Genomic DNA, 26,845 nt, shown 5'->3' with positions numbered 1-26,845 from the left:
GCTGTGGGCAATCGTTCCGCTGGGGCGGAACGGGTGGGCACAGCCCCACGACGGCGGGTAACCGACGTCATACGGTGCCCACCCGGGCGGACGTCAGCCCGCGTCCATGCCGGCCAGAACGAGCGGCAACCGCCCCGCCCCGCCCGCCGCAAGGCGAACCGGCACCCCCCAGTCCTGCTGGTGCACATGGCACGCGGGGTACTCATTGGCGGGATCGTCATCGCACGACGCGGCCATCGCCGAGACGTGCAGCACACCTTCCGGCACGGACGGGTTGAGCTCGACCACGCGGTCGAGATCCGTGCCCGCGCCCTCCCCCGCAAGCAGCAGCTCCGGCGGCGTGGACGACACAAGCAGCCTCGTCGACGGCCCGTACCGCGTATCCAGCTTCTGCCCGGCCGGCGCCTGGAAGATCACATCCAGCTGAAGCTTGCCGGGGGCGACCTCGGTCGCGGCCCGCTGCGTACGGTGGGCGACCGACTCGACCCGTACGGCCTCCTCCGGCAGCCGCAGCCGCGTCAGCCGGTGCCGGGCCGACTCGACGACCACGATGTCGCCGGGCTCGGCGAGCAGCACGGCGTCGCTCGGCTCCCGCAGATCGGTGGCGAGCGTGGTCACCTCGCCCGTCGCCGGGTCGTAGCGGCGCAGGGCGTGGTTGTACGTGTCGCTGACGGCGACGGAACCGTCGGGGAGGGCGGTGACGCCGAGCGGGTGCTGGAACAGGGCCTGGTCGGCGGCCCCGTCGCGGTGCCCGAAGTCGAACAGGCCGGTGCCGACGGCGGTGTGGACGGAACCGTCCAGGTCCACCCAGCGCAGGGCGGACGTCTCGGAGTCGGCGAGCCACAGCCGCTGCCCGTCCACCGACACGGCGAGACCGGACGGCTGCGCGAACCATGCCTCGGCGCCGGGCCCGTCGACGAGACCCTCGTTGGTCGTACCGGCCGCGACGGCCACAGCCGCGTCCGCCGGGTCGTACGTCCACAGCTGGTGGACACCGGCCATCGCGATCCACACCTGGCCGCCGAAGACGGCCACGTCCCAGGGGGATGAGAGGTCGACCTCGCGGGCGGGGCCGCTGGTCGGGGAGCCCTGCCACCACTGGCGGCCGGTCCCGGCGAGCGTCGTGACCGCGCCCGTGGCGAGGTCGAGGCGGCGCAGCGCGTGGTTCACGGTGTCGGCGACGACGACGGCCGCGCCGTCCTCGATCAGGGCCAGACCCTGCGGCTCGCTGAAGGCCGCCGCCTCCGCCGGTCCGTCGGCGAAACCGCGCCCGCCCGAGCCGATACGCCGTACGACGCTCTCGCCATCGGCGGCCAGCTCCACCAGCTGGTGCCGGGTCGTGTCGCTGACCAGGAAGTTCCCGGACGGCAGGAGCACCGCCTTGCCGGGAAAGCGCAGGTCGGTCGCGACGGGCTCCGGCGGTACGTACGGCCCGTCGCCGCGCCGCAGCGTGCCCTTCGCCTCGTGCTCGGCCTCCAGATCCTCGACCAGCTTCGCGATCGCGTGCGCATGGCCCTCGCCGGCGTGCTGCGCGACGACGTACCCCTCGGGGTCGATGACGACGAGGGTGGGCCAGGCACGGACCGCGTACTGCTTCCAGGTGGCGAGCTCGGGGTCGTCGAGCACCGGGTGCTCCACGCCGTACCGCTCGACGGCGTCCACGACGGCCTGGTGCTCGGCCTCGTGCACGAACTTCGGCGAGTGCACGCCGATGATCACGACGGTGTCGCGGTGCTTCTCCTCAAGCTCACGCAATTCGTCGAGGACGTGCAGGCAGTTCACACAGCAAAATGTCCAAAAATCCAGGACGACGATGCGTCCCCGCAGGTCGGCGAGGGTGTACTGCCGGCCGCCCGTGTTGAGCCAGCCGCCCTTGCCAATCAGCTCGGGGGCACGGACACGGGCGCGGCGCGGCTGCGCGGAGGAGACGTCGTTCATCCCTCAAGGGTGCCATCACGCGAGAGCGTGCCCGGTCGTGGCGTCCACGTGGGCGGGGATCTCGTCGTGGCGGTCGCCGACGGTCAGGGTGCCGGTGGGCTCGAACATCAGGATGGAGGCACCGTTCGGCGCGGTCGGCTTGTGCTCCACTCCGCGCGGGACGGTGAAGACCGAGCCCTTGGGGAGGGTGACCGTGCGCTCGCCGGCTCCCGGCTCGCGCAGCGCGATGGTCAGCTCGCCGTCGATGACCAGGAAGAACTCGTCCGTGTGCTCGTGGGCGTGCCAGAGGTGCTCGCCTTCGACCTTGGCGATGCGTACGTCGTAGTCGTTGACGCGGGTGACGATGCGGGGGCTCCACAGGTCGTCGAAGGAGGCAAGGGCGGAGGCGAGGGAGATCGGTTCGTCGCTCATGCGCCCATCCTCGGGCGGGACGTACCGCGCCCGCGAGTGCTAGAAATCGCACATGCCGCAAGGATCCTCGCACCCGCCGGAGCCCACGCAGCCCACGAGGCACCACCGCGTCGTCGTCATCGTCGACGAGAACTCGAATCCCTTCGAACTCGGCTGTGCGACGGAGGTGTTCGGACTGCGCAGGCCCGAGCTGGGGCGGGAGCTGTACGACTTCGCGCTGTGCTCGCCCGAGCCGCGCACGCTCATGCGGGACGGCTTCTTCACGCTCACCGGCGTCGCGGATCTGGAGGCCGCCGACACGGCGGACACCCTGATCGTGCCGAACCGGCCCGACACCGAGGTGCCGCGCCGCCCCGCCGTGCTGGACGCGGTCCGGCGGGCGCACGCGCGCGGCGCGCGGCTGGTGGGCTTCTGCTCCGGGGCGTTCACGATCGCCGAGGCGGGGCTGCTCGACGGGCGGAGGGCCGCCTGCCACTGGATGTGGGCGGACTCCTTCCGGGCCCGCTTCCCGCGCGTACGGCTGGAGCCGGACGTCCTGTTCGTGGACGACGGCGACATCCTCACCGCGTCGGGCAGCGCCTCCGCGCTCGACCTGGGGCTGCACATCGTGCGCCGCGACCACGGTGCCGAGATCGCCAACGCCGTCAGCCGGCGCCTCGTCTTCGCCGCCCATCGCGACGGCGGGCAGCGGCAGTTCGTGGAGCGGCCCGTCCCCGACGTACCGGACGAGTCCCTCGCGCCGCTGCTGGCCTGGGCCCAGGAGCGGCTCGGCGAACCGCTGACCGTCGCGGACCTCGCCGCGCGGGCCACGGTGAGCCCGGCCACCCTGCACCGGCGGTTCCGGGCCCAGCTGGGCACCACCCCGCTGGCCTGGCTGACCGGTGAGAGGGTGGCGCTGGCGTGCCGCCTCATCGAGCGCGGCGAAGTGCGCCTGGACGTGGTCGCCCAGCGCAGCGGCCTCGGCACCACGGCGAACCTGCGCGCCCGGCTGCGGCGCGAGACGGGACTCAGCCCGTCGGCCTACCGGCGGCGTTTCGGACCGGCCGTCGTTTGAGTGGTACGATTAGTTGTACCACTTCGGAAGGGCTGGTCGTCATGTCCGTCACAGCGAGCGAGGCACGCAAGAACCTCTTCAAGCTCATCGAGGCGGTCAACGATGACCGCGCCCCCGTCGAGATCGTCTCCCGCAAGGGAACTGCGGTACTCATCTCGCTCGAGGACTACGAGGCATTGCAGGAGACCGCATATCTGCTGCGGTCCCCGGCGAACGCCCGCCGCCTGCTCGACTCGATCGCCGAAGCCGAGAGCGGCAGCGTTGAGCACCACGAGCTCCTGGAGGACGAGAGCGGGGACGTCGTAGCGTGAAGCTCACGTTCACCTCCCGAGGTTGGGAGGACTACACCTACTGGACGGAAACCGACCGCAAGATGACCCGGCGTATCAACCGGCTCATCAACGAAGCGCTCCGTGACCCGTTCACCGGCATCGGCAAGCCCGAGCCCTTGCGCCAGCAGCTCGCCGGGTACTGGTCGAGGCGCATCGACGACGAACACCGCCTCGTGTACAAGCCCAAGGGGGACGAGCTCATCGTGGTCCAGGCCCGGTACCACTACGAGTGACCCGAACGGCGGCACCCTCCGGCGCCGCCGTTTCGGCAACGTCAGCGGCGCGGCGCGTCCAGCCCCAGCACCCGGTCCTTCAGCGCCGGGAACTGCTCCCGGGTCGTGGACACCCGGCCCGGGTCGAACTCCACGGTGAGGACCTCCTCGCCGGCCCCGGCCTCGCCGAGCACCTCGCCCCAGGGATCGACCACGATGCTGTGCCCCGCCTGGGGCACCCCCGCATGCGTACCGGCCGTCCCGCACGCCAGCACATACGCCTGGTTCTCCACGGCGCGCGCCTGCGCGAGCAGCGTCCAGTGGGAACGCCGCCGCTCCGGCCAGCCCGCCGGGATGACCAGGAGCTCGGCGCCCGCGTCGACCAGCCCCCGGAACAGTTCGGGGAAGCGCAGGTCGTAGCAGGTGGCGAGGCCGGCCGTCGTGCCCGGCAGCCGTACCGTCACAAGGCTGCTGCCCGCGCCCATCAGCACGGCCTCGCCCTTGTCGAAGCCGAAGCGGTGGATCTTGCGGTAGGCGGCGGCGAGCTGCCCGTCGGGGGAGAAGACGAGCGAGGTGTTGTAGAGAGGGCCGTCAGGGTCCCTTTCCGGGATCGAACCGGCATGCAGCCAGACACCCGCGTCGCTCGCGGCCTTGGCCATCGCCTCGTACGTCGGACCCTCCAGGGGCTCGGCCTCGGCGGCGAACGACTCATAGGCGAAGGCGCCCGTGGTCCACAGCTCGGGCAGCACGACGAGATCGGCGCCCGCCTGTTCGCTCACCAGAGAGGCCGCGCGCTTCCGTCGAGAATCGACCGATTCGTCGTCATCTACACCGATCTGGATGAGCGAAGCGCGCACACTACCACCGTCCTGGCATTCGACCCGTCCACGCGGGCCTACGATCGTCACACGAAAGCACTGCCGGGGTGCCTTCAGGCAGCGTAACTTAGCTGCCGAGCCTCCCACCCAGTTCCGTTCCGCCCGCGCACAAACCGCCCGAGGGGTCCCGTGAGTCTCCATCCCAGCCTTCAGACCTATGCCGACGCCTGGACCCACTCCGTGGAAGCCATAGCCGAGCTGGTGCAGCCGCTCGTGGAGGGGGAGTGGAACAGGGCGACGCCATGCCCGGGCTGGTCCGTGCGCGACATCGTCTCCCACGTCATCGGCCTGGACTGCGAGATGCTGGGCGACCCGCGGCCGATCCATACGCTGCCGCGCGATCTGTACCACGTGAAGACCGAGCACCAGCGCTATATGGAGATGCAGGTCGATGTGCGGCGCCACCACACCGCGCCCGAGATGACCTCCGAACTGGAGTACACGGTCATCCGCCGCATGCGGCAGCTGCGCAACGAGGGGCGGCACCCGGAGGCCACGGTCCGCGGGCCGCTGGGCACCGAGCAGACCCTGGAACACGCCATGCGGATGCGGGCGTTCGACATCTGGGTGCACGAGCAGGACCTGCGCGCGGCTCTCGGCCAGCCGGGCAACCAGGACTCCCCCGGCGCCTACGTCACCCGGGACTGCCTCCTGGCGGCGCTGCCCAAGGTGGTCGCCAAGGACGCGGGGGCGCCGGCGAACTCCGCCGTCGTCCTCGATGTGAACGGGCCGGTGGACTTCCTGCGCACCGTCCGCGTGGACGCGGAGGGCCGCGGCACGATCGACGGCGCCCCGTCCCTCGGCCCCGCCGTGACGCTCAGCATGGACTGGGAGACGTACGTCCGCCTGGCCTGCGGCCGCGTACAGCCGCTGGACGTCGCGGACCACGTGAAGTCGGAGGGCGACCAGGACCTGGCGGCGGCGATCCTGCGGCATTTCGCGGTGACGCCGTAGGCGCCGCGCTGCGGGCGTCGCACTGTGGGCGTCGCGCTGTGGGCGTCGCACTGTGCCCACGACGGCGGGCAACTCCTCAAGTGACGGTGCACGAGCCTATGCAGGCACGTGCACCGCCTCCACCCGGGAGGCGACCAACCGCTCCCGCTCCCGCCGAACCGCCCGCTTCCGCAACCGCAGAACCTGGCTCAGCCCCAGCGCCTGCAGCACGAACACCACCGAGAACGCCACGCGATAGTTGTCACCGGTCGCGTCCAGCAGCACGCCCACCGCGAACAGCGTCGTCATGGACGCGGTGAAGCCGCCGATGTTGACGATGCCGGACGCCGTGCCCTGACGCTCCGGAAGGTTCGCGGGCCGAGCGAAGTCGAAGCCGATCATCGAGGCCGGCCCGCAGGCGCCGAGCACCGTGCACAGCACGACGAGCAGCCACATGGGCGCGTGGTCGCCGGGGTACGCGAGCGTGGCCGCCCACGCCGCCGCCGTCGCGGTGACCGTGCCTAGCGCCAGCGGCGTCCGCGCCGCATGATGCCGCGCGACGACCTGCCCGTAGACGAGGCCGATGACCAGGTTGGACACGACGACCAGGGTGAGCAGCCGGCCCGCCGACGCCCGGGACAGGCCCTGCGCCTCGACGAGGAACGGCAGGCCCCACAGCAGCAGGAACACCATCGCCGGGAACTGCGTCGTGAAGTGCACCCACATGCCGAGCCGGGTGCCGGGCTCCCGCCAGGCCGCCGCGATCTGGCGGCGTACGTACGCGGCGCCCTGGTGCGGCAGCGGCTCCGGCTCGTGTCCCTCCGGGTGGTCCTTGAGGAAGAGCGTCACCAGCACGAGGACGACGACACCGGCCAGCGCGCTGCCAGCGAACGCCGCGGTCCAGCCGACGCCCTGCAGCAGCTGGGCCAGCACCAACGTCGAGACGAGGTTGCCCGCCACGCCCGCGAGGCCCGCGAGCTGGGCGACCAGAGGCCCGCGGCGAGCCGGGAACCAGCGGCTGCCAAGACGCAGCACGCTGATGAACGTCATTGCGTCACCGCAGCCCAGCAGCGCCCGTGCGGCGAGTGCCGTCCCGTACGACGGGGAGAGCGCGAAGCCGAGCTGGCCGGCCGTGAACAGTACGGCGCCCATGGTCAGCACCTTCTTGGTGCCGAGCCGGTCGACCATCAGGCCGACGGGTATCTGCATGCCCGCGTAGACGAGCAGTTGGAGTATCGAGAAGGTCGACAGCGCGGAGGCGTTGATGTCGAAGCGGTCGGCGGCGTCCAGGCCCGCGACTCCGAGGGAGGTGCGGAAGATGACGGCGACGAAGTAGACGGAGACACCGATCGACCAGATGGCGACAGCGCGCCGGCCGCCGGAGGGATCGCCGGGCAGGGAGCCCGCGGAGGAAACGGAGGACGCCGAGGAGCTCATCGGACCTCGCCCCGCGCCAGGTGGGAGAACCAGTCGATGTGCCGGTGGACTGCGGCGACGGCGGCTGTTCCGTCGCCCGAGCGCAGGGCGTCGAGGATCTCCTGGTGCTCGACGAGGGTCTTGGCGATCCGGTCGGGGTGCGAGTGCAGCACGGCGACTCCCATCCTGAGCTGACGGTCACGCAGTTGGTCGTAGAGGCGCGAGAGGATCTCGTTGCCGCCGCTGCGCACGATCTCCGCGTGGAAGCAGCGGTCGGTGATCGCCGCCTCGGCCAGGTCACCGGCCGCGGCCTGAGCCCTCTGCTTCTCGAGCAACTCCTCGAGGCGGGTGATCAGTTGAGGGGTCACGGGCACCGCCTTGCGCGCGGCGTGCTCCTCGACGAGCAGCCGGGTCTCGACGACGTCCGCGATCTCCTGGGCGGAGACGGGAAGGACCAGCGCGCCCTTCTTCGGATAGAGCTTGATGAGCCCTTCGACCTCCAGCCTGAGCAGCGCCTCGCGTACGGGGGTGCGGGAGACGCCGACGGCCTCCGCGAGCTCCCCCTCGGTGAGCAGCGTCCCGCCCTCGTAACGCCGGTCGAGAACTCCCTGCTTGACGTGGTGGTAGACGCGGTCGGCGGCAGGGGGCTGCTTTGCGGCGGAGGTCTTCGCTGTGTCGGAGGGGGACGGCGCTGAGGGCATGCGCACATCATAGATACAACACGTACGCATGGTCGGCCTCGTCCAGGATGCGGACGGCGCTTCCCCCCTATGTCGAGGGTCACCCGCACGGGACCGGCTCTGCTTATCCCGATTTACCCCACGAGCCCCACAGTTCTCGTATATTTCTTCAGCTTTCGTACATCCCTTCGGGGCATGTCGCGCGTCTTCTGTACGGAAGCACCTTCATGTGCCGTTCTTTCATGGGCATTTCGCGCATTCGGAGCGTTCATTTTGATATCGAGCATCAAGGGCATGCGCATCCGCAGAGCCGCCGCCGTCGTCGTGACCATCGGCGCCGTGCTGGCGGGCGGAGCCCTGGCGTCGCCCGCGCAGGCCGCCACCGCGCCCACCGTCAGCGCCAAGGGCGCCTACCTGCTGGACAACGCGTCCGGCACCCAGATCTACAGCAAGTACGGGAACACCCGGCGGCCGATGGCCAGCACGACGAAGATCATGACGGCCCGTGTCGTCCTCAGCCAGACGAATCTCGACCTGGACCGCAAGGTCACCATCCGGCAGGCCTACCGCGACTACGTCACCGCCAAGGGCGCCAGCACCGCCGATCTGAAGACCGGCGACAAGGTGACGGTCCGCCAGCTGCTCTACGCGCTGATGCTGCCGTCCGGCTGCGACGCCGCGTACGCCCTCGCCGACACCTTCGGCAGCGGCGACACCCGCGCCGCGCGCGTGAAGTCGTTCATCGGCAAGATGAACAAGAAGGCCGCCGACCTGGGCCTGACCAACACCAGGTTCGACTCCTTCGACGGCATCTCCACGACCGGGAACAACTACACGACGCCGAAGGACCTCGCGAAGCTGGCCCGCAGCGCGATGAAGTACTCGACGTTCCGCGCCGTCGTGAAGACCCAGAAGACCGTCCGGTACGCGACGACCAGCACCGGCGGCACCCGTACCTACACCTGGTACAACACCAACAAGCTGCTCGGCTCCTACAGTGGCGCGGTCGGAGTGAAGACCGGCACCGGCACGGCGGCCGGCCCGTGCCTCGTGTTCGCCGCGACCCGCGGCACCAAGACCGTCATCGGCGTCGTCCTCAACGACACCAACCGCTTCACGGACGCGGCGAAGCTGCTGGACTACGGCTTCGGTACGAACACCGCGTCGACGATGCAGCTGCGGACGCTGCCCAGCGGCGCACAGCAGGACTGACGTGTACGGCTCGAGGGGTGTCCAGCACCGCCGGACACCCCTCGAGCCGTTCGACCGTCCCTGATCTGGTCGCCTACGCCCAGGTGATCAGCCGCTTCGGCTGCTCCAGGATCGCCGCGACATCGGCCAGCACCTTGGACCCGAGCTCCCCGTCGACCAGACGGTGGTCGAAGGACAGCGCGAGCGTGGTGACCTGCCGGGGCTTGACCTTGCCCTTGTGGACCCACGGCTGGAGCTTGATCGCGCCGATCGCGAGGATCGCGGACTCGCCGGGGTTGAGGATGGGCGTACCGGTGTCGACGCCGAAGACGCCGACGTTGGTGATGGTGACCGTGCCGCCCTGCATCGCGGCGGGAGAGGTCTTGCCCTCGCGGGCCGTGGACACCAGCTCGCCCAGCGCCTTGCCCAGCTCCGGCAGCGTCTTGGCGTGTGCGTCCTTGATGTTCGGCACGATCAGACCGCGGGGCGTGGCGGCGGCGATGCCCAGGTTGACGTAGTGCTTGAGCACGATCTCCTGGTTGGCCTCGTCCCAGGAGGCGTTGATCTCCGGGTTGCGGCGGATCGCGACCAGGAGCGCCTTCGCGATGAGCAGCAGCGGGTTGACCCGCAGGCCGTCCATCTCCTTGTCCTGCTTGAGCTCCTCGACCAGCTTCATCGTGCGCGTCACGTCGACCGTCACGAACTCCGTGACGTGCGGCGCGGTGAAGGCCGAGCCGACCATCGCCTGGGCGGTGGCCTTGCGGACGCCCTTGACGGGGATACGGGTCTCTCGAACGCCCTCGAACGTGACCGCGGGCGCGGGCACGGCGGCCGGCACGGGGGCGGCAGGCGCGGCCGGGGCCTCGGTCACCGCAGGCTGTGGAGCCGGGGCGGCCGCGGCGTGCACGTCCTCGCGCGTGATGATCCCGCCGGGCCCGGTGGGCGTGACGGCCGCCAGGTCGACACCGAGGTCCTTGGCGAGCTTGCGGACCGGGGGCTTGGCGAGCGGTCGGGCCTCGGTGGTCGCGCCGCCGTGACCGTTGAGCTCGGTCTGGAGCGCGGCGGTGGCCTCGGCGGGCGCCGGCGGGAAGTACGGCTCCGCCGGTGCCGGCTTCTCCGGCCCGGGCTGCCGCGGCTCCGGCTGCTGCGCCGGAACACCCGGGGCCGGAACGCTCCCGCCCGGGACACCCGTGCCCTTGCGGGGCCGCCGCTTCGTGGAGGACTGCGATACCCCGTACCCGACGAGGACCGGCTGCCGTCCTTCCGGCTGAGCCTCCTCGGCGGATTCGGCGGAAGCCTCGGGAGCGGGCGAACCGGCGTCGGGCGCTCCCCCGCCCGCCACGTCCACGGAGATGATCACCTCTCCGACGTCCACCGTCGCGCCCTCCGGGAACCGCAGCTCCCGTACCACCCCGTCGTAGGGGATGGGCAGTTCGACGGCCGCCTTGGCGGTCTCGACCTCGCAGACGACCTGCCCGTCGGTGACCGTGTCACCCGGCCGGACGTACCACTTGAGGATCTCCGCCTCCGTGAGCCCCTCGCCCACGTCTGGCATCTTGAACTCGCGGACCGCGGTCGGCGAAGCGTCTGTCATCGTCGTCACGACCCTCTCCTCAGTACGCCAGCGAGCGGTCGACGGCGTCGAGCACCCGGTCCAGGCCCGGCAGGTACTCCTCCTCCAGGCGCGCCGGCGGATACGGGGCGTGGTAGCCGCCGACCCGCAGCACGGGGGCCTCGAGGTGGTAGAAGCACCGCTCGGTGATGCGCGCGGCGATCTCCGCACCCGTCCCCAGGAACACCGGGGCCTCGTGGACCACGACCAGGCGTCCGGTCTTCTCCACCGACGTCTGCACGCTGTCGAAGTCGATCGGCGACATGGAGCGCAGGTCGAGGACCTCGAGGGACTTGCCCTCCTCCTCCGCGGCGGCCGCGGCCTCCACGCAGACCTTCACCATCGGGCCGTACGCGACGAGCGTCAGATCCGACCCCGGGCGCACGACACGGGCCTTGTGCAGCTGTCCGGGGATCGCCTCGGTGTCGACTTCGTCCTTGTCCCAGTAGCGCCGCTTCGGCTCGAAGAAGATCACCGGGTCGTCGCTCTGGATGGCCTGCTGCATCATCCAGTAGGCGTCGGACGAGTTCGAAGGGGAGACCACCTTCAGGCCCGCCACGTGCGCGAACAGCGCCTCGGGCGACTCGGAGTGGTGCTCGACCGCGCCGATGCCGCCGCCGTAGGGGATCCGGATGACGACCGGCAGCTTGACCTTGCCGAGCGAACGCGCGTGCATCTTCGCGAGCTGCGTGACGATCTGGTCGTACGCCGGGAAGACGAAGCCGTCGAACTGGATCTCCACGACCGGGCGGTAACCCCGCAGCGCGAGGCCGATCGCCGTGCCGACGATGCCCGACTCGGCGAGCGGGGTGTCGATGACCCGCTCCTCGCCGAAGTCCTTCTGCAGCCCGTCCGTGACCCGGAAGACGCCGCCGAGCTTGCCGACGTCCTCACCCATGATCAGGACCTTGGGGTCGGTCTCGAGCGCCGTGCGCAGCGATTCGTTGATCGCCTTCGCGAGGGCCATCTTCTCTGCAGCCATGATCAGGCCCCTTCCCCGTCTGCGAACGACGCCTGGTAGGCGGCGAACTGGGCGCGCTCCTCGTCGACGAGCGCGTGCCCGTCCGCGTACGCGTTCTCGAAGATGGCGAAGTGGTCCGGATCCGGCATGGCCCGCACCTTCTCTCGCACGTGCTTGCCCAACGCCTCGCTCTCCGCTTCGAGTTCCGCGAAGAATCCCTCGTCCGCGTGGCCTTCGGCCTCCAGATAGGTGCGCAGCCGCAGGATCGGGTCCTTGGCCTCCCATGCGAGGCGCTCGTCGTCGAGGCGGTAGCGGGTCGGGTCGTCGGAGGTGGTGTGGGCGCCCATGCGGTAGGTGAAGGCCTCGACGAGCGTGGGCCCCTCACCGCGCCGGGCGCGGTCCAGGGCCCACCTGGTCACGGCCAGGCAAGCGAGTACGTCGTTGCCGTCGACGCGGACGCCCGGGAAGCCGTAGCCCTGGGCGCGCTGGTAGAGCGGCACGCGGGTCTGCTTCTCGGTCGGCTCGGAGATGGCCCACTGGTTGTTCTGGCAGAAGAACACGACGGGAGCGTTGTAGACCGCGGAGAAGGTGAACGACTCCGCGACGTCGCCCTGGCTGGAGGCGCCGTCACCGAAGTACGCGATCACGGCCGCGTCGGCGCCGTCCTTGGCCAGGCCCATCGCATAGCCGGTGGCGTGCAGCGTCTGCGAGCCGATGACGATCGTGTACAGGTGGAAGTTGTTGCTGTTCGGGTCCCAGCCGCCGTGGTTGACGCCCCGGAACATGCCGAGCAGGTTCGTCGGGTCGACGCCGCGGCACCAGGCGACGCCGTGCTCGCGGTAGGTCGGGAAGACGTAGTCGTCCGGGCGGGTGGCGCGGCCGGAGCCGATCTGGGCGGCCTCCTGGCCGAGGAGCGAGGCCCACAGGCCCAGCTCGCCCTGGCGCTGCAGGGACGTCGCCTCCGCGTCGAAGCGGCGGGTCAGCACCATGTCCCGGTACAGCCCGCGCAGCTCCTCGGGGGTGATGCCGGCGATGTACTCGTCGTACTCCGCGTGTGGGACCCGCTTGCCCTCGGGGGTCAGCAGCTGTACGAGTTCAGGCTCCGATTGCGCGCCCGGCGATGCCTTCGGCGACGCCTTCCGGGCGCCGGTGCTGCGCTTGCGCGGTTTACGCGCGGCAGTGCTCTCCACGGTCACGTGTGCTCCTCCGTCGGTCCGGCCCCCCGGGTTTGCCGGGTGGCAGGTGCGGCTCGCCTGATCCGTACGCTGCACGGGGTGGGTGCGACTCGGCCGGGAACAGGCGTGGAAGGTGCCCCGGCGAGCACCCTGCAGTAGGCACGTTACCCAGTGCCCCGCGCATCTGCGAAACCCCTCTGACCTGCGATTTTGCTTGGATTTCCAAGTAAATCGAGGATCGGGGGAACAGCCGCTGGTCACAGCACTGGTCAGCGCCCTGCAGAGGGCCGGAACACCGGCACGTTATCCCGGCGACACCGGGCGCGGGAAGAGTACGTGTGTGAGACTTATCGGGTGCAGGAAAGCGGACATATCAGGGTATTTCTTCTCGATGACCATGAGGTAGTACGCCGCGGCGTCCACGATCTCCTCTCCGGAGAGGACGACATCGAGGTCGTCGGCGAGGCGGGCACGGCCGAGGAGGCGCTGGTGCGGATTCCGGCCACCCGCCCCGACGTGGCGGTGCTCGACGTGCGCCTGCCGGACGGCAGCGGCGTCGAGGTCTGCCGCGAGATCCGCTCCCGGGACGAGCAGATCAAGTGCCTGATGCTCACCTCGTACGCCGATGACGAGGCCCTCTTCGACGCGATCATGGCCGGCGCCTCCGGCTACGTCCTGAAGGCGATCCGCGGCAACGAACTGCTCTCCGCGGTACGCGACGTGGCCGCCGGAAAGTCCCTGCTCGACCCGGTCGCGACGGCCCGCGTCCTGGAGCGCCTGCGCACCGGACAAGCCGAGAAGGGCGACGACCGGCTGTCGAACCTGACCGAGCAGGAGCGGAAGATCCTCGACCTGATCGGCGAGGGCCTGACCAACCGCGCCATCGGCGAACGGCTGCACCTCGCCGAGAAGACGATCAAGAACTATGTCTCCGGGCTGCTCTCGAAGCTGGGGATGGAACGGCGTTCGCAGGCGGCGGCGTTCGTGGCGCGGATGCAGGCGGAGAAGCCGGGGTCGGGGTCTGGGTCGTCGGGGGGTTGAGCTCTTCAGCCCGTCTGGGGGATGCGGCGTTTCAGCCCGTCCGGCGTTGGGGCCGTGTTTCACCCCGTCTGCGTTAACTGGGGGAGTTTGCGGACCGCCATGTCAGCCCGTCCGGCGTTTGAGGACGAGCTCGAAGGGCGATTTCGGGGGTCTGGGGGCGGACCCCCCAGACGGGTCACCCCCCGGTGCTGCCGCCGCCGAAGTCCGTCGGCGGGACCGTCACGTCGTCCGAAGGCGTCTGTCCCGTCTCCGACGGAGTCGGATCGTCGGACGGCTCCTCCGTCTCCGACGGAGTCGTCTGCGTCGGCTCGTCCGTCGGCTCCGTCTCGCTCGGCGACGGGCTCACCTCGCCGGTGGACTGCGACGGCGACGGCGTGTAGTCCGTCTGACCGCCCGTGTCGTCGTCCGGGACGGAGGTGTCCTCGGTCTCCTCGTCGGACGCGGTCTCGCTCGGCGTCTTCTCCTCGTCGGACTGGGTAACCGTCGGCGACTGCGTGGTGTCCGGGCCGCCGCCGTCCCCGCCGCCGTTGTTGAGTGCCAGCGCGACGCCCGCCGCGATGGCGATCACCGCGAGCACGGCGAGGAGCCACAGCTTGCCGCGGCCGCTGCCGCCCCCCTCGCGGTAGCCGCCGTCGAAACCGCCGTCGTCGCCGCCCGGCGGCCGCAGCATCGGCTGCGGGATCTGCGCGGTGCCCGGCTCCCCGGGGTGCGGCAGGGCGGTCGTACCCGCCACGCCCATCGCCGGCGTGGAGCCGCCCTCGTGCATGTCGACGGGACCGGTGTTCCACGTACCGGTGTGGCTGCCCTTCTCGTAGAGCATCTGCAGCGCGTACTGGACGAGCCCACGCATCTCCTCGGCCGTCTGGAACCGGTCGTCCGGCTCCTTCGCGAGCGAGCGCATGACGAGGCCGTCGAGCTCCGGCGGCGCCGCGTCCGAGGCCTCGGACGGCGGCACGGGGATGTCCTGGACGTGCTGGTAGACGACGGACAGCGGGGTCTCGCCGGTGAACGGCGGGCGCAGCGCGAGGAGTTCGTAGAGCAGGCAGCCGGTCGCGTACAGGTCGCTGCGGTGGTCGACGGCCTTGCCCAGGGCCTGCTCGGGCGAGAGGTACTGCGGGGTGCCCATGACCATGCCGGTCTGCGTCATCGTGGACTGCGCGCCGTGCAGGGCGCGCGCGATGCCGAAGTCCATCACCTTCACCGCACCGGTGTTGGTGATGATCACGTTCGCCGGCTTGATGTCGCGGTGCACGATGCCGTGCTGGTGCGAGTAGGCCAGCGCCTCGAGGACTCCGGAAACGATGATCAGCGCCTGCTCGGGGCCCGGAGCCTCCGCGTTGATCAGCAGATCGCGGATCGTACGGCCCTCGACGATCTCCATGACGATGTACGGCACGGTGCTGCCGCCGACCTGGTCCTCGCCGGAGTCGTAGACCGCCACCACCGCATGGTGGTTGAGGCCCGCGACCGACTGCGCCTCGCGCGTGAAGCGGGCCTTGGAGACGGGGTCCTCGGCGAGGTCGGAGCGGAGAAGCTTGACGGCGACCGTGCGGCCGAGCCGTACGTCCTCGGCCGCGAACACCTCGGCCATGCCGCCCCGGCCGAGTCTGCGGGTCAACCGATACCGGCCGTCCCCAACAAGTCCTCCGTTACCCCACATTTCCGGCGCATCTGACATACCGCCGCCAGTCGCCTCGGGGTCGGACGGGCCCTGAGCGCGCTGCGTCTGTGCCATCAGTCCTCGCCGTCGTTTCTGCCCCGCGTCCGCGCGGTGGTTCTTACGGTCTTCCGTCGGCCCACGCTACAGCCTCACGCAACGCGCCGGTCCGAGATGGACCGGCCATCAAACCTCCGGCACCCGTCACCATGCAAATCCGGGGCTCCGCCCATGCACACCCTGTGTACCGCCTGTACAGGCCCTGTAACGCTCCCGCGAACGCATCCTGCCCGTACGGTCACGGAACGGGCACCGAGCTCGACCACGTGAACACGCCCTCCCCGAGCTGTTCCAGCGCAAAGTCCAGGCCGTGGCCAAACTCACGCACAGAAACATCGTCTCGGGGTGCCGGACGTCGCCTTCAAGAACGACAGGCGACCCGGCGTAGGCACAGCTCAAGCTCCGCGGAACGCTGAAGAGGCCCGGCACGCGCGCGATGCGCCTGCCAGGCCTCTTCGTCCGTGTGATGCGGTTTGGCGCCGCGAAGCCGGTCTCGTGATGCGACTCGTCGCCGCGAAGCCGGTCTCGTGATGTGGCTTGGCGGCCCGAGGCCTTTCTACAGGTACGGGCCTCCGGAGCGGCCGCCCGCGCGCGGGTCCTGGCCGTCGTCCATGCCGCCGACTCCCGGGGGCAACGCGCGGCGCATCTGCTCCAGTTGGGCCCGCGCCGCCATCTGCTGGGCGAACAGGGTCGTCTGGATCCCGTGGAAGAGGCCTTCCAGCCAGCCCACCAACTGGGCCTGCGCGATGCGCAGTTCGGCGTCCGAGGGGACCGCTTCGTCCGTGAAGGGGAGGGAGAGCCGCTCCAACTCCTCGACGAGTTCGGGCGCGAGTCCGTCCTCGAGCTCCTTCACGGAACTCGAGTGGATCTCCTTGAGACGCTGCCTGCTCGCCTCGTCCAGAGGCGCCGCCCGCACTTCCTCCAGCAGCTGCTTGATCATGCTGCCGATCCGCATGACCTTGGCGGGCTGCTCCACCATCTCCGTCACCGGGACCTCGCGGGAGTCGTCGTCTCCTACGCCGCCGAGCGCCATTCCGTCCTGGCCCACGACCAGGACCTGGGGGCTCTCCGGCGACCTTTCGTTCCTCGGCATCTCCATGCCGCCCATTCTCTCGCACGCGTACGTCTCTTCTCGGTGGTGCCCCCGTGTGGGCGTGATCCACCGTGTACGCGCGCGTGCGTTCTGTCGAATACGGGCCGGTCAGAGGCGGGGTTCGGGGTGAGCAAGTCCGTCGTGAGAAATGTCGCGGGGGATGCGGCGGGCGGCGCGGCGCGTGCGCTTCACGGGAGCCCGCCCGGCAACGAATCAGCCGGTCCGGCAACGAATCAGCCCGTCCGGCGCTTGAGGACGAGCCCGAAGGGCGATCCGGGGGTCTGGGGGCGAGCCCCCAGCGGGTCCAGGGCCGGCCCCTGGTTACGGGAAGGGGCGGGGTGGGGGAGCATCAAAAACAGTCAGCCGCGACGCAGCCGCAGGGCCAGGAAGCCGAGACCGAACCCTACGAGGACCAGCCCGGTGCCCAGCGGCAGAACCCCCAGAACGGGCCCGGTGGGACCGCCGGCCTGCCCGGCCCCCGGTGCAGGGCTGTCGTCGGCTGTCGCGGTGGACGACGTGGTGGGCCCCACGGCCTCGTCGCGGTGCACGGGGGGATCCGACACCGAGGCGCTGGACGACGGGAAACCGAGGGACGGGGACGCAGAGGACGGGAAGACGGGGGACGGGGAGGCAGAGGACGGGGCGCCGGTACCGCTCGACGTCGGACCGGAGGCCGTGCCCGTCGGCACGGCACTCTCCTCCGGCGGCGGCGAATCCGCACGGCCCGGCCTGCGCCGCCCCTCTCCGGGCCGGCTCCCGGCCCGCGACTCCTCGGCGGCGGGAGCCGTACGGCCAGGGCTCGGCGAGGTGGCCCGCGCGTGCACATACGCGGGACCAGCCATGGGGGATCCGGGAGCCGGGGGCTGAGGCGAACCGGAGGTGAGCAGCCCCCACCCAGGGAAGAGCAGCAGCCCGGCGAGCAGCAGGAGCCCGGCAGGGCAACGCGTACGGAGCCGTGGAGTCACATCGGTGACCCCCTCCCGGTGCCAGGTCGCCAAGATCGGTGGTGCCAGTGAGGCACGTCTGCCATGAGCCACGATGCGGAGCACTCGTTACATTGCATGACAATTCAGGCATCGCGCCTGATCTCTTGGCTACCCGGACCGCCCGGGAGGGATGCAACCGCTACTGCTAACGGGTGAGCAGCACCTTCCCGGTGTGCGTGCTCTCCTCCAGTACGCGATGGGCTGCGGCGGCCTCGCTCAACGGCACCGTACGGTCCACGACCGGACGCACATGACCGCCGCTGATCAGCGGCCACACATGCTCACGCACCGCCGCCACGATCGCGGCCTTCTCGTGCACCGGCCGCCCCCGCAACGACGTCGCGGTGACGGCGCCGCGCTTGTTCAGCAGGGTCGCGATGTTCAGCTCGGCCTTGATGCCGCCCTGCATCCCGATGATCGCCAGTCGGCCGTTGACCGCGAGAGCCTTCACGTTCCGGTCGAGGTACTTGGCCCCGATGATGTCGAGGATGACGTCCGCTCCCGCACCGTCCGTGGCGGCCCGCAGCTCCTCGACGAAGTCCTGCTCGCGGTAGTCGATGAGGATGTCCGCACCCAGCTCCGCACAGCGCTGCAGCTTCTCCTTGCCGCCCGCCGTGACCGCGACCTTGGCGCCGACCGCCTTCGCGAGCTGGATCGCCATGGTGCCGATACCGCTCGACCCGCCGTGCACGAGCAGCGTCTCGCCGGGGCGCAGGTGGGCGATCATGAAGACGTTCGACCAGACGGTGCACGTCACCTCGGGCAGCGCGGCCGCCGTGACGAGGTCGATGCCTTCCGGTACGGGCAGCAGCTGCCCCACCGGGACGGCGACCTTCTCCGCGTAACCGCCGCCCGCGAGCAGCGCGCACACCTCGTCGCCCACCGACCAGCCCGAGACTCCGGGGCCCAGCGCGGCGATGCGGCCGGAACACTCGAGCCCGGGATAGGGGGACGCGCCGGGCGGCGGGTCGTAGAAGCCCTGCCGCTGCAGCAGGTCCGCGCGGTTGACCGCGCTGGCCGCCACCTCGACCAGAACCTCGCCCTCGCCGGGCACGGGATCGGGGACCTCGGCCCACACGAGTGCTTCGGGACCGCCGGGTTCAGGGATCGTGATCGCATGCATGGCGGCGAGGCTACTCCTGCCGACTGCCCGAACCTCCGGCGCGCTCAGTCCTGTGGCAGCGGGCGTGTGTCGGGGGTGACCCGGGTGCCCGGGGTGGCACGGACGATGGTGATCAGGCGGTCCGTGGGCTTCAGCGTCCCGACGGACGGATCGTCGAAGCCGAGCACGCGATGGCCTCGTACCACGCTGACCACCAGGTCCTCGACCTCCCGCGGCCCGCGTCCCACCTCGGCCTTTATGACCGGCCGCTCGACGATGTCGAGACCGCTGCCCTGCTGGATGAGATCCTCCAGCACCATGCCCGCGCTGGGGCTCAGGACGGACAGTCCGAGCAGCCGCCCGGCGGCACTGGCGCTGGTGATCACGACGTCGGCCCCCGACTGGCGCAGCAGCGGGGCGTTCTCCTCCTCACGGACGGCGGCCACGATCTTCGCTGCACGGTTGAGCTGCCGCGCGGTGAGGGTGACCAGGACCGCCGTGTCGTCGCGCTGGGTGGCGATGATGATCTGGCGGGCCTTCTGCGTCTCGGCTCGCAGCAGCACTTCACTGCGGGTCGCATCGCCGACGATGCCCGTGTATCCGTTGGCCGTCGCGGACTCGATGGCCCTTTCACTGGGGTCGACGACCACGACCTGTTCCTTTTTCAGCCCCGTCGCGCACACGGTGTGGATCGCCGACCGGCCTTTCGTCCCGAAGCCGATGACGACGGTGTGCTCGCGCAAGTTGGACCTCCAGCGGTTCAGCCGCCACTCCTCCCGGGTCCGCTCGGTGAGGACCTCGAGAGTCGTGCCGACCAGGATGATCAGAAACAGCACGCGCAGGGGCGTGATGACAAAGATGTTGGTGAACCGGGCGGCGTCACTTACCGGTGTGATGTCGCCGTATCCGGTGGTGGAGAGGGTGACGGTCGCGTAGTAGAAGGCGTCGAGCAGATCGACTCGGCCGTCGGAGTCGTCGTGGTAACCGCCGCTGTCGGCGTACACGATGAAAGCGGTCCCGACCAGCACCGCCAAGGCCATGGCGAGCCTCTTGGCGACCTGGCGCAGCGGCCGTTCGACGACCCGGCGGGGAAGCTTCACCCTGTGGGTGACGAGGTGTTCGTCGGCCTGGCGGGCGATCGCGTCCTGGCCCGGAAGTTTCACGTGAAACACACCCCGATTCCGGACAGCGCCCACGGCAGATCGAGGATTTCGAGGTGCTGCCCCGGCTGCGCGCCGCCCGGAGGAACGACGGCAAGACCGTCGGCCCCGGCGATACCGCGCAGCATCGCTGGGCCGTAGTAGTGCAGCGGCACCGCCTGGTCGTCCCGGATCACGACGGGCACCAGCCGTGTGTCGCTCGGGTGCCCGTGCACGGCGTCACGCACCGGCACTGTGTACGGCTCCGGGGGCCCCTGGCCGGCGAGCAGCCGTAGCAGCGGCTCGGCGAGCGTCAGCAGTCCGGAGACGGCGGCGAGGGGGTTGCCGGGCAGGCCGACGAGATGCTGGTTCTCCCTGATGCGGGCAAGCAGCATCGGGTGGCCGGGGCGCACTTTGACACCGTTCACGAGGAGCTCGGCGCCGAGGCGGCTCAGGGTGGGGTGGACATGGTCGACGGGGCCCGCGGCCGTTCCACCGGTTGTGAGGATCAGGTCGGCGTCGGACGTCGTGATCGCCGTGTACAGCGCCTCGGCGTCGTCGCCCAGCCGGCGGGCGGCAACGACCTCCGCGCCGAGCGCGCGCAGCCAGGGCGGGAGCATCGGGCCGAGCGCATCCCGGATCAGACCGTCGCGCGGCCTGCCCTCGGTCAGCAACTCATCACCCAGGACGAGGACTTCGACGCGGGGCCTCGGCACGGTGGAGAGCTCGTCGTATCCGGCAGCTGCGGCGAGCCCCAGCACCGCGGGGGTCACCAGCGTGCCGGGCGGCAGAAGCTGGTCGCCTGTGCGGCATTCCTGCCCTCGGGGGCGGATGTCCTGGCCCGGGACGACTTCGCGTTGGGCGTGCAGACGGCCCTTGTCGTCGAGGCGCCCATGCTCGCTGCGGACGACGGCGGTCGCGTCCCCCGGCACCCGGGCGCCGGTGGCGATGCGGATCGCTTCTCCGTCGGCGAGCTGCTCCGGAACCTCGTGGCCCGCCAGAATGCCGTCCGCGCATACGTCCCAGGGGCCGGGCCCCGCGACGGCCCAGCCGTCCATGGCCGAGGAGTCGAAGGACGGCAGGTCGGTGAGCGCCGTGAGGGGCGCGGCGAGAACGAGTCCGAGCGCGGCATCGAGCGGTACAGGGGCCGGGACGGTGGGCGGCACCGAACGGGCCGCCCGAGCGGCGATGGCACGCGCCTCGGGCCAGGGCGTGGCGGCGTGCCGGTGGTGCTGCCGGTTCTTGTGGCCGGGGGGCGGATCGGAGAGGGACTGACCGGCCTGGCGGGCGGACTGGCCTGGTCGGCCGGTGTGCGGGGGCTGACCGGCTTGGCCGGTGTGCGGGGCGTGCTCGGCTTGGTGGGCCCGGTCGCCTTGGTGGGCGTGCTCGGCTTGGTGGGCGTGCTCGGCTTGGTGGGAGTGGTCGCCTTGGTGCGCCGGGTCGGCGTGGTCGGCCTGTTCGGCTTCGTGGGCGGCCTGGTCGGCCTGGGCTGTGGCGCGAGGGGAGCGGGGCGCGCTGTCGCCTCCTGCGGCGACCGGTGCGTGATCGCCTGTGCTCGGCGCGGCGGCGGGGCGGGGGGCGTGGTGCCCGGGCCTCGCGGCAGTACCGGACGTGCCGTGCCACGTGCCGTGGCGGCGGGCGGGATCCTGACCGCGCCCCTCGCTGGCCAGGGCGATGGCCTCGTCCATGTCGAGATCGTCGGCGTCGACGTCTGGGTCAGCGGCCCCGGCAGCCCAGGTGCCGCGGTCACCCTGCGCGCCCGGCGCATCCTGGCCGTTGTACGCGGCCGGGGCATCCTGGCGGCCGAGGGCGGCCGGGGAGTCCGGGGCGATCCGGCCGTTCTGGGCGGCACGAGCGCCCTGGGCAACCTGGTCCTCCCCGGCCACCCGGGTCGGCTCGGCCTTCTGCCCGGTCATCCGGCGTCCGGCCGTGCGTCGGGCCGGTCCTCGTTCGCCCAACGCTCCGCGAGAGCCGCGGCCTTGCGGGCTGCCTCCGCCACGGCCTCCGGGCCCCCCTTCCCCTGAGCGGCCGCGTAGCCGACGAGGAACGTGGTCAGCGGCGCCGCGGGCCGGTCGACGCCGTGCGCCGCGTCCCGGGCCAGGTCCAGCAGCAGGCGGACGTCGACGTCCAGGTCGATGCCCAGTTCGTCCTTGACTGCGGTAATCCATTCATCCAACACGTGTCCATGCTCCCTGATACGTGCCCGGGCGACAGCGACGTCCTCCCAGGTGTCGCAGTCGAACGACGCGACGGGGTCGGAAATACGCGTGAGTTCGAGCTCCGCGGTGAGCAGCCGCAGCGGCAGACCGCTCAGACTGCCGTGTTCGGCGGCGAGCAGCGCCAGTTCGCGGCGCAGGGGTTCGCTGCGGTAGGCCGCGACGAGTGGTTGTTCCCGGCCGTCGCGGTCGGTCAGCACCGCACCTTCGGCGTCTCGTTCGCGCAGGGTGGCCAGGAGGCGGCGCACCGTTTCCCGGCCCAGGAACGGCAGGTCCCCGGACAGGACGACCACGGTCTCGGCGGTCGTGCGGCGCAATCCCGCGTCGAGTGCGGCAAGGGGGCCGGCTCCCGGCGGCTCCTCGCGCGCCCACACCACGGGCCGGACGGTAGGCCTGCGCCCGGCCACGACCACGGTGGTGGCGGCACCGGTGCAGGCAGCCAGCACCCGGTCGAGCAGGGCCCGGCCACCTACGCGCAGCGCTGGTTTGTCCGCACCGCCGAGCCGCCGCGCGGCTCCCCCGGCGAGGACCACGGCGTCGAAGGCGGCCACCGGGATGGCCTCGGGCTCGGGGGCGTCCTCTGCCTCGTACGCGCTCATGCACCGAGTATGGGCGTCCGAAGGATCATTGCCATCCCCGAGAACGCAACCTCACAGATTCCGTCGCAGGTCACATCCCCCGCCGTCCAAGCTGGCCGGCGTGCAGGCAACGGCCGCCCTCCCTGCGGTGCCGTCGGGCCGTCGAGCGGCCCGACGTTTCAAGGACTGGGGCTCAGAGCGTGCGCAGAAGCACCGCCGGCTGCTCCACACAGTCCGCCACGTAGCGCAGGAAGCCTCCCGCCGTGCCGCCGTCGCAGACCCGGTGGTCGAAGGTCAGCGAGAGCTGGACGACCTGCCGCACCGCCAACTCTCCCTGGTGCACCCAGGGCTTGGGGGCGATCCGGCCCACGCCCAGCATGGCCGCCTCGGGGTGGTTGATGATCGGCGTGGAGCCGTCGACCCCGAACACCCCGTAGTTGTTCAACGTGAAGGTGCCGCCGGTGAGCTCCCCCGGTGTCAGCGTGCCGGTCCGGGCCGACTCGGTCAGCCGGGCGATCTCGGCGCTGAGTGACTCCACGTTCCGCGTGTGCGCATCACGCACGACGGGCACGACGAGCCCACGCTCGGTCTGCGCGGCGAAGCCCAGGTGCACATGGCCGAACTGGACGATCTCGCGGGCCTCCATGTCCACCGTGGAGTTGAGCTCCGGATAGCGGGCGAGGGCGGCGGTGCAGATGCGGGCGAGCAGGGCGAGGAGCGAGATCTTCTGACCACCCGCCCCCTCGGCTGCCCGGACGTCTCCCCCGGGGTAACGCTGCATCGCCGCGAGCGCCTGCATCAGCTCCGTGGCGTCCGCGTCCACCCAGCAGGTCGCGTCGGGTATCTCTCGGCGGCTGCGCGCCAGCTTGTCGGCGACCACGCCACGAACGCCGCGCAGCGGCACGCGGACACCGGGGGCACCGGAGACGGGTGCGCCGGGCCGCGCTGCCGCGGGCTCCGCAGCGGGGGCATGTCCGGTCCGCAGGACTGCGGGCTCCGGCGCGAGGCCGTGCCCCGCCCGCGCTGCCGCGGTCTCGGACGGTGACGGGACGCCGAGCCCTGTCCGCGCTCCGGCCCGCCCTGCTGCCCGTACTGCATCCTCGACGTCGGCCCGCGTGATCAGCCCTTCGGGTCCGGAGCCGGCCACCTCATGCAGGTCCAGGCCGTGTTCGCGGGCCAGCTTCCGTACGAGGGGCGAGATGACCGGCACCGGGCCCTCGTCGCACCCGGGCCCTCCAGGGGTCGCCTGAACCTCGGCCGCCGATTGGGGTACCCCCTGCTCGAGCGATGCCGAGAGCTTGGGGGAGGGAGCCGACGGCCGAACCCTCCTGCGCCGCGCCGGCGCCGCCCCTGTGCCATAGCCGACGAGGACATTGCCGGACGACTCGCCCGACGCATCGCCTCCGGACGAGGCGGAGGGCCGCCCTCGAGACGTCCCAGCTCGTGGCCGCCCCTGGGCCGGCGCCGTTCCTTCAGAGCCTGCTCCCCCGGGAACGAGGGCTCCCGGCTCGCCCCCGGCCTGCCCGGACCCAGCGCCCTTGCGCCCCGACGCGCCATTCCCGTCCGCCACGATCCCGGGCTCATGACCACGCTCTCCAGCCTGGTCGAACGGCTCAGCAGCCCCATTGGTCTCTGGATGCACACCCCCGGCAGGCGCGCCCACCGCGACCGTCAACAGCGGGGCGCCCACGGGCAGTTCCGTGCCCTCCTCGCCGAAGCGCGCGGTCACCACGCCCCCGTACGGGCAGGGGACCTCGATCATCGCCTTCGCCGTCTCCACCTCGACGACCGGCTGGTCGACGGCGACGAGATCGCCGACCTCCACCAGCCAGCGGACGATCTCCGCCTCCGTGAGCCCTTCCCCCAGGTCGGGCAGCCTGAATTCGAGGCTGTGCATCTCAGAAGCCTGCGCCATCAGCTCTCCGCCTCCCACTGCAGCCGTGCCACGGCGTCCAGTATCCGGTCGACGCCCGGCAGGTGGTGCCGCTCGAGCATCGGCGGCGGATACGGGATGTCGAACCCGGCCACGCGCAGCACCGGCGCATCGAGGTGGTGGAAGCAGCGCTCGGTGACCCGCGCCGCGATCTCCCCTCCCGGACCGCCGAACCCACCCGACTCGTGCACGACGACCGCGCGCCCGGTCCGCCGCACCGAGGCGCACACCGTCTCGTCGTCGAACGGCACCAGGGAGCGCAGATCGACGACTTCGAGGTCCCAGCCCTCGGCCCGCGCCGCCTCGGCCGCCTCCAGGCAGACGGGCACCGACGGGCCGTACGTGATGAGTGTGGCGCTCCGGCCCGAGCGCCGCACCACCGCGCGGCCTATCGGTTCAACGGCCAGCGGATGCTCGGGGTTCCAGTCCGCCTTGGACCAGTACAGGCGCTTCGGCTCCAGGAAGACCACCGGGTCGTCGGAGGCGATGGCGGCCCGCAGCAGCCCGTAGGCGTCGGCGACCGTGGAGGGCGTGACGACATGGAGCCCGGGTGTCGCCATGTAGTACGCCTCGGAGGAGTCGCTGTGGTGCTCGACGCCGCCGATGCCGCCGCCGTAGGGGACGCGCACCGTGAGCGGCAGCGGCATCCTGCCCTTGGTGCGGTTCCGCATCCTGGCCGCATGGGAGACGAGCTGCTCGAAGGCGGGGTAGGCGAAGGCGTCGAACTGCATCTCCACCACGGGCCGCAGCCCGTACATCGCCATGCCGACGGCGGTCCCGAGGATTCCCGCCTCCGCGAGGGGGGTGTCCGTGCAGCGGTCGTCGCCGAACTCCCTGGCGAGCCCGTCGGTGACCCGGAAGACACCGCCGAGTGTCCCGACGTCCTCGCCCATCACATGGACGGCCGGGTCCTCGGCCATGGCGTCGCGCAGCGCACGCCCGAGTGCCTGTGCCATGGTGGCCGGCTTGGCGGCGACGGCGGCCGGCTTGGCTGCGACGGTGGTCATCGTCCGGTCCCTTCCGGCGTGGTGGCGGTGTCCTCGGCCTCGGCATCCAGCTCGGCCCGCAACTGTGCGGCCTGCTCGCGCAGTTGCGGGGTCGGTTCGGCGTACACGTGGGCGAAGAGGTCCATGGGGTCGAGCTGCAGGTCCTGGTTCATGCGGGCGCGCAGGTCCGCGGCCATCGCCTCGGCATCATCGCGCGCCTTGCGTACGGCTTCCTCGTCGAGCAGCCCGCGCTCGGTGAGCTCGCGCTCCAGCAGTGCGATCGGGTCGTGATCGCGCCAGGCCTCGACCTCTGCGTCGCCCCGGTAGCGGGTGGCGTCGTCGGCGTTCGTATGGGCGTCGATGCGGTAGGTCACCGCCTCGACGAGTGTCGGGCCGCCGCCCGCGCGCGCGTGCCGCACGGCGTCGGTGAGCACCTCGTGCAGCGCGGCCGCGTCGTTGCCGTCCACGAGCCGGCCCGGCATGCCGTAGCCGACGGCCTTGTGGGCGAGTGACGGGGCCGCGGTCTGCTTGGCGAGCGGCACCGAGATGGCGAAGCCGTTGTTCTGGACGAGGAAGACGACCGGCGCCTGCCACACCGCCGCGAAGTTGAGCGCCTCGTGGAAGTCGCCCTCGCTGGTGCCGCCGTCGCCGACCATGGCCAGCGCGACGACGCCGTCGCCCTTGAGGCGGGCCGCGTGTGCGAGGCCCACGGCATGCGGCAGCTGCGTCGCCAGGGGCGTGCAGAGGGGGGCGATGCGGTGTTCGCGCGGGTCGTAGCCGGTGTGCCAGTCGCCGCGCAGCAGGGACAGTGCCTGGACGGGGTCGAGGCCGCGGGCTATGGCGGCGAGCGTGTCGCGGTAGCTGGGGAAGAGCCAGTCCCGGTCCTCCAGGGCGAGCGCGGCGGCGACCTGGCAGGCCTCCTGCCCGGTGCTCGACGGATAGACCGCGAGCCTGCCCTGCTTGGTGAGGGCCGTCGCCTGCGCGTTGTACCTGCGGCCGCGCACCAGCTCCGCGTACAGGCGGCGCAGCAGCCCAGGGTCGGCCTGGCGGGCGGCCTCCGTGCCCAGCACGCGGTACGGCTCCGCGTCGGGCAGCAGCGGCGCTGCGTCCATACGGGGCTGCCAGGCCGGGGGCGGAGCGGGCCGGTAAGTGCCCCGCTGGTCCATGACCGTCAGGCTGCGACTCTTCACCGCGTGCACCTCCTCGTGCTGTGCCCCCGGCTCCACCGGCCAGGGGAGGGCTCCTCGTGGGAGCGGCCGAG

Annotated in this window: 23 protein-coding genes and 1 pseudogene; 6 read left to right on the top strand and 18 right to left on the bottom strand. The window is 71.3% G+C overall.

Annotation, left to right across the window (positions count from 1 at the left end):
- Window positions 1-93: 93 nt before the first annotated feature.
- On the bottom strand, window positions 94-1,938 hold the full coding sequence (locus ACSMXV_RS22235; protein ID WP_473173070.1) for an NHL domain-containing thioredoxin family protein: 1,845 nt from the start codon (window positions 1,936-1,938) through the stop codon (window positions 94-96).
- Between the two features lie 15 nt (window positions 1,939-1,953).
- Window positions 1,954-2,349 (bottom strand): cupin domain-containing protein, encoded by a 396-nt coding sequence (locus tag ACSMXV_RS22230; RefSeq protein ID WP_473173069.1) that lies wholly within the window; start codon window positions 2,347-2,349, stop codon window positions 1,954-1,956.
- Between the two features lie 52 nt (window positions 2,350-2,401).
- Here ACSMXV_RS22230 and ACSMXV_RS22225 point away from each other — a divergent pair, with 52 nt between their 5' ends.
- The 3 genes from ACSMXV_RS22225 to ACSMXV_RS22215 are packed head-to-tail and all read left to right on the top strand — an operon-like array spanning window position 2,402 to window position 3,968.
- Entirely contained in the window at window positions 2,402-3,403 is a 1,002-nt protein-coding gene (locus tag ACSMXV_RS22225) for a GlxA family transcriptional regulator (RefSeq protein WP_473173068.1), read from the top strand.
- A gap of 41 nt (window positions 3,404-3,444) precedes the next feature.
- The gene (locus ACSMXV_RS22220) at window positions 3,445-3,714 is read left to right on the top strand and encodes a type II toxin-antitoxin system Phd/YefM family antitoxin (RefSeq protein WP_181863123.1); all 270 of its coding nucleotides are present in this window, start codon (window positions 3,445-3,447) and stop codon (window positions 3,712-3,714) included.
- Window positions 3,711-3,968 (top strand): Txe/YoeB family addiction module toxin, encoded by a 258-nt coding sequence (locus tag ACSMXV_RS22215; RefSeq protein WP_473173067.1) that lies wholly within the window; start codon window positions 3,711-3,713, stop codon window positions 3,966-3,968. Before ACSMXV_RS22220 ends, ACSMXV_RS22215 begins: the two co-directional genes overlap by 4 nt.
- Window positions 3,969-4,009: 41 nt before the next feature.
- On the opposite strand, the gene ACSMXV_RS22210 is transcribed toward ACSMXV_RS22215, so the two are convergent.
- A complete protein-coding gene (locus ACSMXV_RS22210) occupies window positions 4,010-4,804 on the bottom strand; it encodes a carbon-nitrogen family hydrolase (RefSeq protein ID WP_473173066.1) in 795 nt (264 codons plus the stop codon).
- Between the two features lie 150 nt (window positions 4,805-4,954).
- On the opposite strand from ACSMXV_RS22210, the gene ACSMXV_RS22205 reads away from it, so the two are divergent.
- Window positions 4,955-5,779 carry a maleylpyruvate isomerase family mycothiol-dependent enzyme gene (locus tag ACSMXV_RS22205; protein ID WP_473173065.1) on the top strand — a complete coding sequence of 275 codons (825 nt, stop codon included), beginning with the start codon at window positions 4,955-4,957 and terminating at the stop codon, window positions 5,777-5,779.
- Between the two features lie 96 nt (window positions 5,780-5,875).
- Here ACSMXV_RS22205 and ACSMXV_RS22200 read toward each other — a convergent pair whose 3' ends face one another.
- Together ACSMXV_RS22200 and ACSMXV_RS22195 are read right to left on the bottom strand one after the other, a co-directional pair.
- Window positions 5,876-7,195, bottom strand: a complete 1,320-nt coding sequence (locus ACSMXV_RS22200; RefSeq protein WP_473173064.1) for an MFS transporter — start codon at window positions 7,193-7,195, stop codon at window positions 5,876-5,878.
- Entirely contained in the window at window positions 7,192-7,875 is a 684-nt protein-coding gene (locus ACSMXV_RS22195; RefSeq protein WP_473173063.1) for a GntR family transcriptional regulator, read from the bottom strand. Before ACSMXV_RS22195 ends, ACSMXV_RS22200 begins: the two co-directional genes overlap by 4 nt.
- A 273-nt stretch (window positions 7,876-8,148) precedes the next feature.
- On the opposite strand from ACSMXV_RS22195, the gene ACSMXV_RS22190 reads away from it, so the two are divergent.
- On the top strand, window positions 8,149-9,066 hold the full coding sequence (locus ACSMXV_RS22190; RefSeq protein ID WP_473173062.1) for a D-alanyl-D-alanine carboxypeptidase family protein: 918 nt from the start codon (window positions 8,149-8,151) through the stop codon (window positions 9,064-9,066).
- Window positions 9,067-9,139: 73 nt separating this feature from the next.
- Here the strand turns inward: ACSMXV_RS22190 and ACSMXV_RS22185 are convergent, their stop codons facing one another.
- Genes ACSMXV_RS22185 through pdhA (ACSMXV_RS22175) form a run of 3 tightly spaced genes read right to left on the bottom strand, consistent with a single transcriptional unit; the run spans window position 9,140 to window position 12,814 of the window.
- Entirely contained in the window at window positions 9,140-10,648 is a 1,509-nt protein-coding gene (locus tag ACSMXV_RS22185) for a dihydrolipoamide acetyltransferase family protein (RefSeq protein ID WP_473173061.1), read from the bottom strand.
- Window positions 10,649-10,658: 10 nt separating this feature from the next.
- Window positions 10,659-11,639, bottom strand: a complete 981-nt coding sequence (locus ACSMXV_RS22180; protein ID WP_473173060.1) for an alpha-ketoacid dehydrogenase subunit beta — start codon at window positions 11,637-11,639, stop codon at window positions 10,659-10,661.
- Between the two features lie 2 nt (window positions 11,640-11,641).
- Window positions 11,642-12,814 (bottom strand): pyruvate dehydrogenase (acetyl-transferring) E1 component subunit alpha, encoded by a 1,173-nt coding sequence (gene pdhA / locus ACSMXV_RS22175; protein ID WP_473173059.1) that lies wholly within the window; start codon window positions 12,812-12,814, stop codon window positions 11,642-11,644.
- 333 nt (window positions 12,815-13,147) lie between these two features.
- Here pdhA (ACSMXV_RS22175) and ACSMXV_RS22170 point away from each other — a divergent pair, with 333 nt between their 5' ends.
- The gene (locus ACSMXV_RS22170) at window positions 13,148-13,834 is read left to right on the top strand and encodes a response regulator (protein ID WP_181656247.1); all 687 of its coding nucleotides are present in this window, start codon (window positions 13,148-13,150) and stop codon (window positions 13,832-13,834) included.
- 175 nt (window positions 13,835-14,009) lie between these two features.
- Here ACSMXV_RS22170 and ACSMXV_RS22165 read toward each other — a convergent pair whose 3' ends face one another.
- The 10 genes and pseudogenes from ACSMXV_RS22165 to pdhA (ACSMXV_RS22120) all read right to left on the bottom strand — a co-directional run bounded on the left by ACSMXV_RS22165 (window position 14,010) and on the right by pdhA (ACSMXV_RS22120) (window position 26,759).
- On the bottom strand, window positions 14,010-15,569 hold the full coding sequence (locus ACSMXV_RS22165; protein WP_473173058.1) for a protein kinase domain-containing protein: 1,560 nt from the start codon (window positions 15,567-15,569) through the stop codon (window positions 14,010-14,012).
- Between the two features lie 538 nt (window positions 15,570-16,107).
- On the bottom strand, window positions 16,108-16,650 hold the full coding sequence (locus ACSMXV_RS22160) for a bacterial proteasome activator family protein (RefSeq protein WP_473173057.1): 543 nt from the start codon (window positions 16,648-16,650) through the stop codon (window positions 16,108-16,110).
- Between the two features lie 353 nt (window positions 16,651-17,003).
- A complete protein-coding gene (locus ACSMXV_RS22155; protein WP_473173056.1) occupies window positions 17,004-17,486 on the bottom strand; it encodes a hypothetical protein in 483 nt (160 codons plus the stop codon).
- Between the two features lie 289 nt (window positions 17,487-17,775).
- Window positions 17,776-18,753, bottom strand: a complete 978-nt coding sequence (locus tag ACSMXV_RS22150) for an NAD(P)H-quinone oxidoreductase (RefSeq protein ID WP_473173055.1) — start codon at window positions 18,751-18,753, stop codon at window positions 17,776-17,778.
- A gap of 44 nt (window positions 18,754-18,797) precedes the next feature.
- Window positions 18,798-19,895, bottom strand: coding sequence for a potassium channel family protein (locus ACSMXV_RS22145; protein WP_473173054.1), 1,098 nt, complete (start codon window positions 19,893-19,895; stop codon window positions 18,798-18,800).
- Window positions 19,892-21,094, bottom strand: a pseudogene (locus ACSMXV_RS22140) (molybdopterin molybdotransferase MoeA); the annotation flags it as partial. The pseudogene ACSMXV_RS22140 and the gene ACSMXV_RS22145, both read right to left, overlap by 4 nt.
- A gap of 689 nt (window positions 21,095-21,783) precedes the next feature.
- Window positions 21,784-22,686: an NTP transferase domain-containing protein gene (locus tag ACSMXV_RS22135; protein ID WP_473173053.1), complete on the bottom strand. Its 903-nt coding sequence runs from the start codon at window positions 22,684-22,686 to the stop codon at window positions 21,784-21,786.
- 172 nt (window positions 22,687-22,858) lie between these two features.
- On the bottom strand, window positions 22,859-24,580 hold the full coding sequence (locus tag ACSMXV_RS22130; RefSeq protein ID WP_473173052.1) for a dihydrolipoamide acetyltransferase family protein: 1,722 nt from the start codon (window positions 24,578-24,580) through the stop codon (window positions 22,859-22,861).
- On the bottom strand, window positions 24,580-25,605 hold the full coding sequence (locus ACSMXV_RS22125; protein WP_473173051.1) for an alpha-ketoacid dehydrogenase subunit beta: 1,026 nt from the start codon (window positions 25,603-25,605) through the stop codon (window positions 24,580-24,582). Before ACSMXV_RS22125 ends, ACSMXV_RS22130 begins: the two co-directional genes overlap by 1 nt.
- The gene (pdhA, locus tag ACSMXV_RS22120; protein ID WP_473179032.1) at window positions 25,602-26,759 is read right to left on the bottom strand and encodes a pyruvate dehydrogenase (acetyl-transferring) E1 component subunit alpha; all 1,158 of its coding nucleotides are present in this window, start codon (window positions 26,757-26,759) and stop codon (window positions 25,602-25,604) included. Before pdhA (ACSMXV_RS22120) ends, ACSMXV_RS22125 begins: the two co-directional genes overlap by 4 nt.
- Window positions 26,760-26,845 lie beyond the last annotated feature (86 nt).

This window comes from Streptomyces sp. DSM 42067, assembly GCF_055792885.1.
This window is presented reverse-complemented; position numbering and strand designations above follow the sequence as displayed.

Excerpts from the sequence above, each read along its gene's own strand:
- ACSMXV_RS22235 (WP_473173070.1), bottom strand. The coding sequence starts at position 1,938 with ATGAACGACGTCTCCTCCGCGCAGCCGCGCCGCGCCCGTGTCCGTGCC.
- ACSMXV_RS22230 (WP_473173069.1), bottom strand. The coding sequence starts at position 2,349 with ATGAGCGACGAACCGATCTCCCTCGCCTCCGCCCTTGCCTCCTTCGAC.
- ACSMXV_RS22225 (WP_473173068.1), top strand. The coding sequence starts at position 2,402 with ATGCCGCAAGGATCCTCGCACCCGCCGGAGCCCACGCAGCCCACGAGG.
- ACSMXV_RS22220 (WP_181863123.1), top strand. The coding sequence starts at position 3,445 with ATGTCCGTCACAGCGAGCGAGGCACGCAAGAACCTCTTCAAGCTCATC.
- ACSMXV_RS22200 (WP_473173064.1), bottom strand. The coding sequence starts at position 7,195 with ATGAGCTCCTCGGCGTCCTCCGTTTCCTCCGCGGGCTCCCTGCCCGGC.
- ACSMXV_RS22195 (WP_473173063.1), bottom strand. The coding sequence starts at position 7,875 with ATGCCCTCAGCGCCGTCCCCCTCCGACACAGCGAAGACCTCCGCCGCA.
- ACSMXV_RS22190 (WP_473173062.1), top strand. The coding sequence starts at position 8,149 with ATGCGCATCCGCAGAGCCGCCGCCGTCGTCGTGACCATCGGCGCCGTG.
- ACSMXV_RS22180 (WP_473173060.1), bottom strand. The coding sequence starts at position 11,639 with ATGGCTGCAGAGAAGATGGCCCTCGCGAAGGCGATCAACGAATCGCTG.
- ACSMXV_RS22165 (WP_473173058.1), bottom strand. The coding sequence starts at position 15,569 with ATGGCACAGACGCAGCGCGCTCAGGGCCCGTCCGACCCCGAGGCGACT.
- ACSMXV_RS22160 (WP_473173057.1), bottom strand. The coding sequence starts at position 16,650 with ATGGAGATGCCGAGGAACGAAAGGTCGCCGGAGAGCCCCCAGGTCCTG.
- ACSMXV_RS22155 (WP_473173056.1), bottom strand. The coding sequence starts at position 17,486 with ATGGCTGGTCCCGCGTATGTGCACGCGCGGGCCACCTCGCCGAGCCCT.
- ACSMXV_RS22150 (WP_473173055.1), bottom strand. The coding sequence starts at position 18,753 with ATGCATGCGATCACGATCCCTGAACCCGGCGGTCCCGAAGCACTCGTG.
- ACSMXV_RS22135 (WP_473173053.1), bottom strand. The coding sequence starts at position 22,686 with ATGAGCGCGTACGAGGCAGAGGACGCCCCCGAGCCCGAGGCCATCCCG.
- ACSMXV_RS22130 (WP_473173052.1), bottom strand. The coding sequence starts at position 24,580 with ATGGCGCAGGCTTCTGAGATGCACAGCCTCGAATTCAGGCTGCCCGAC.
- ACSMXV_RS22125 (WP_473173051.1), bottom strand. The coding sequence starts at position 25,605 with ATGACCACCGTCGCAGCCAAGCCGGCCGCCGTCGCCGCCAAGCCGGCC.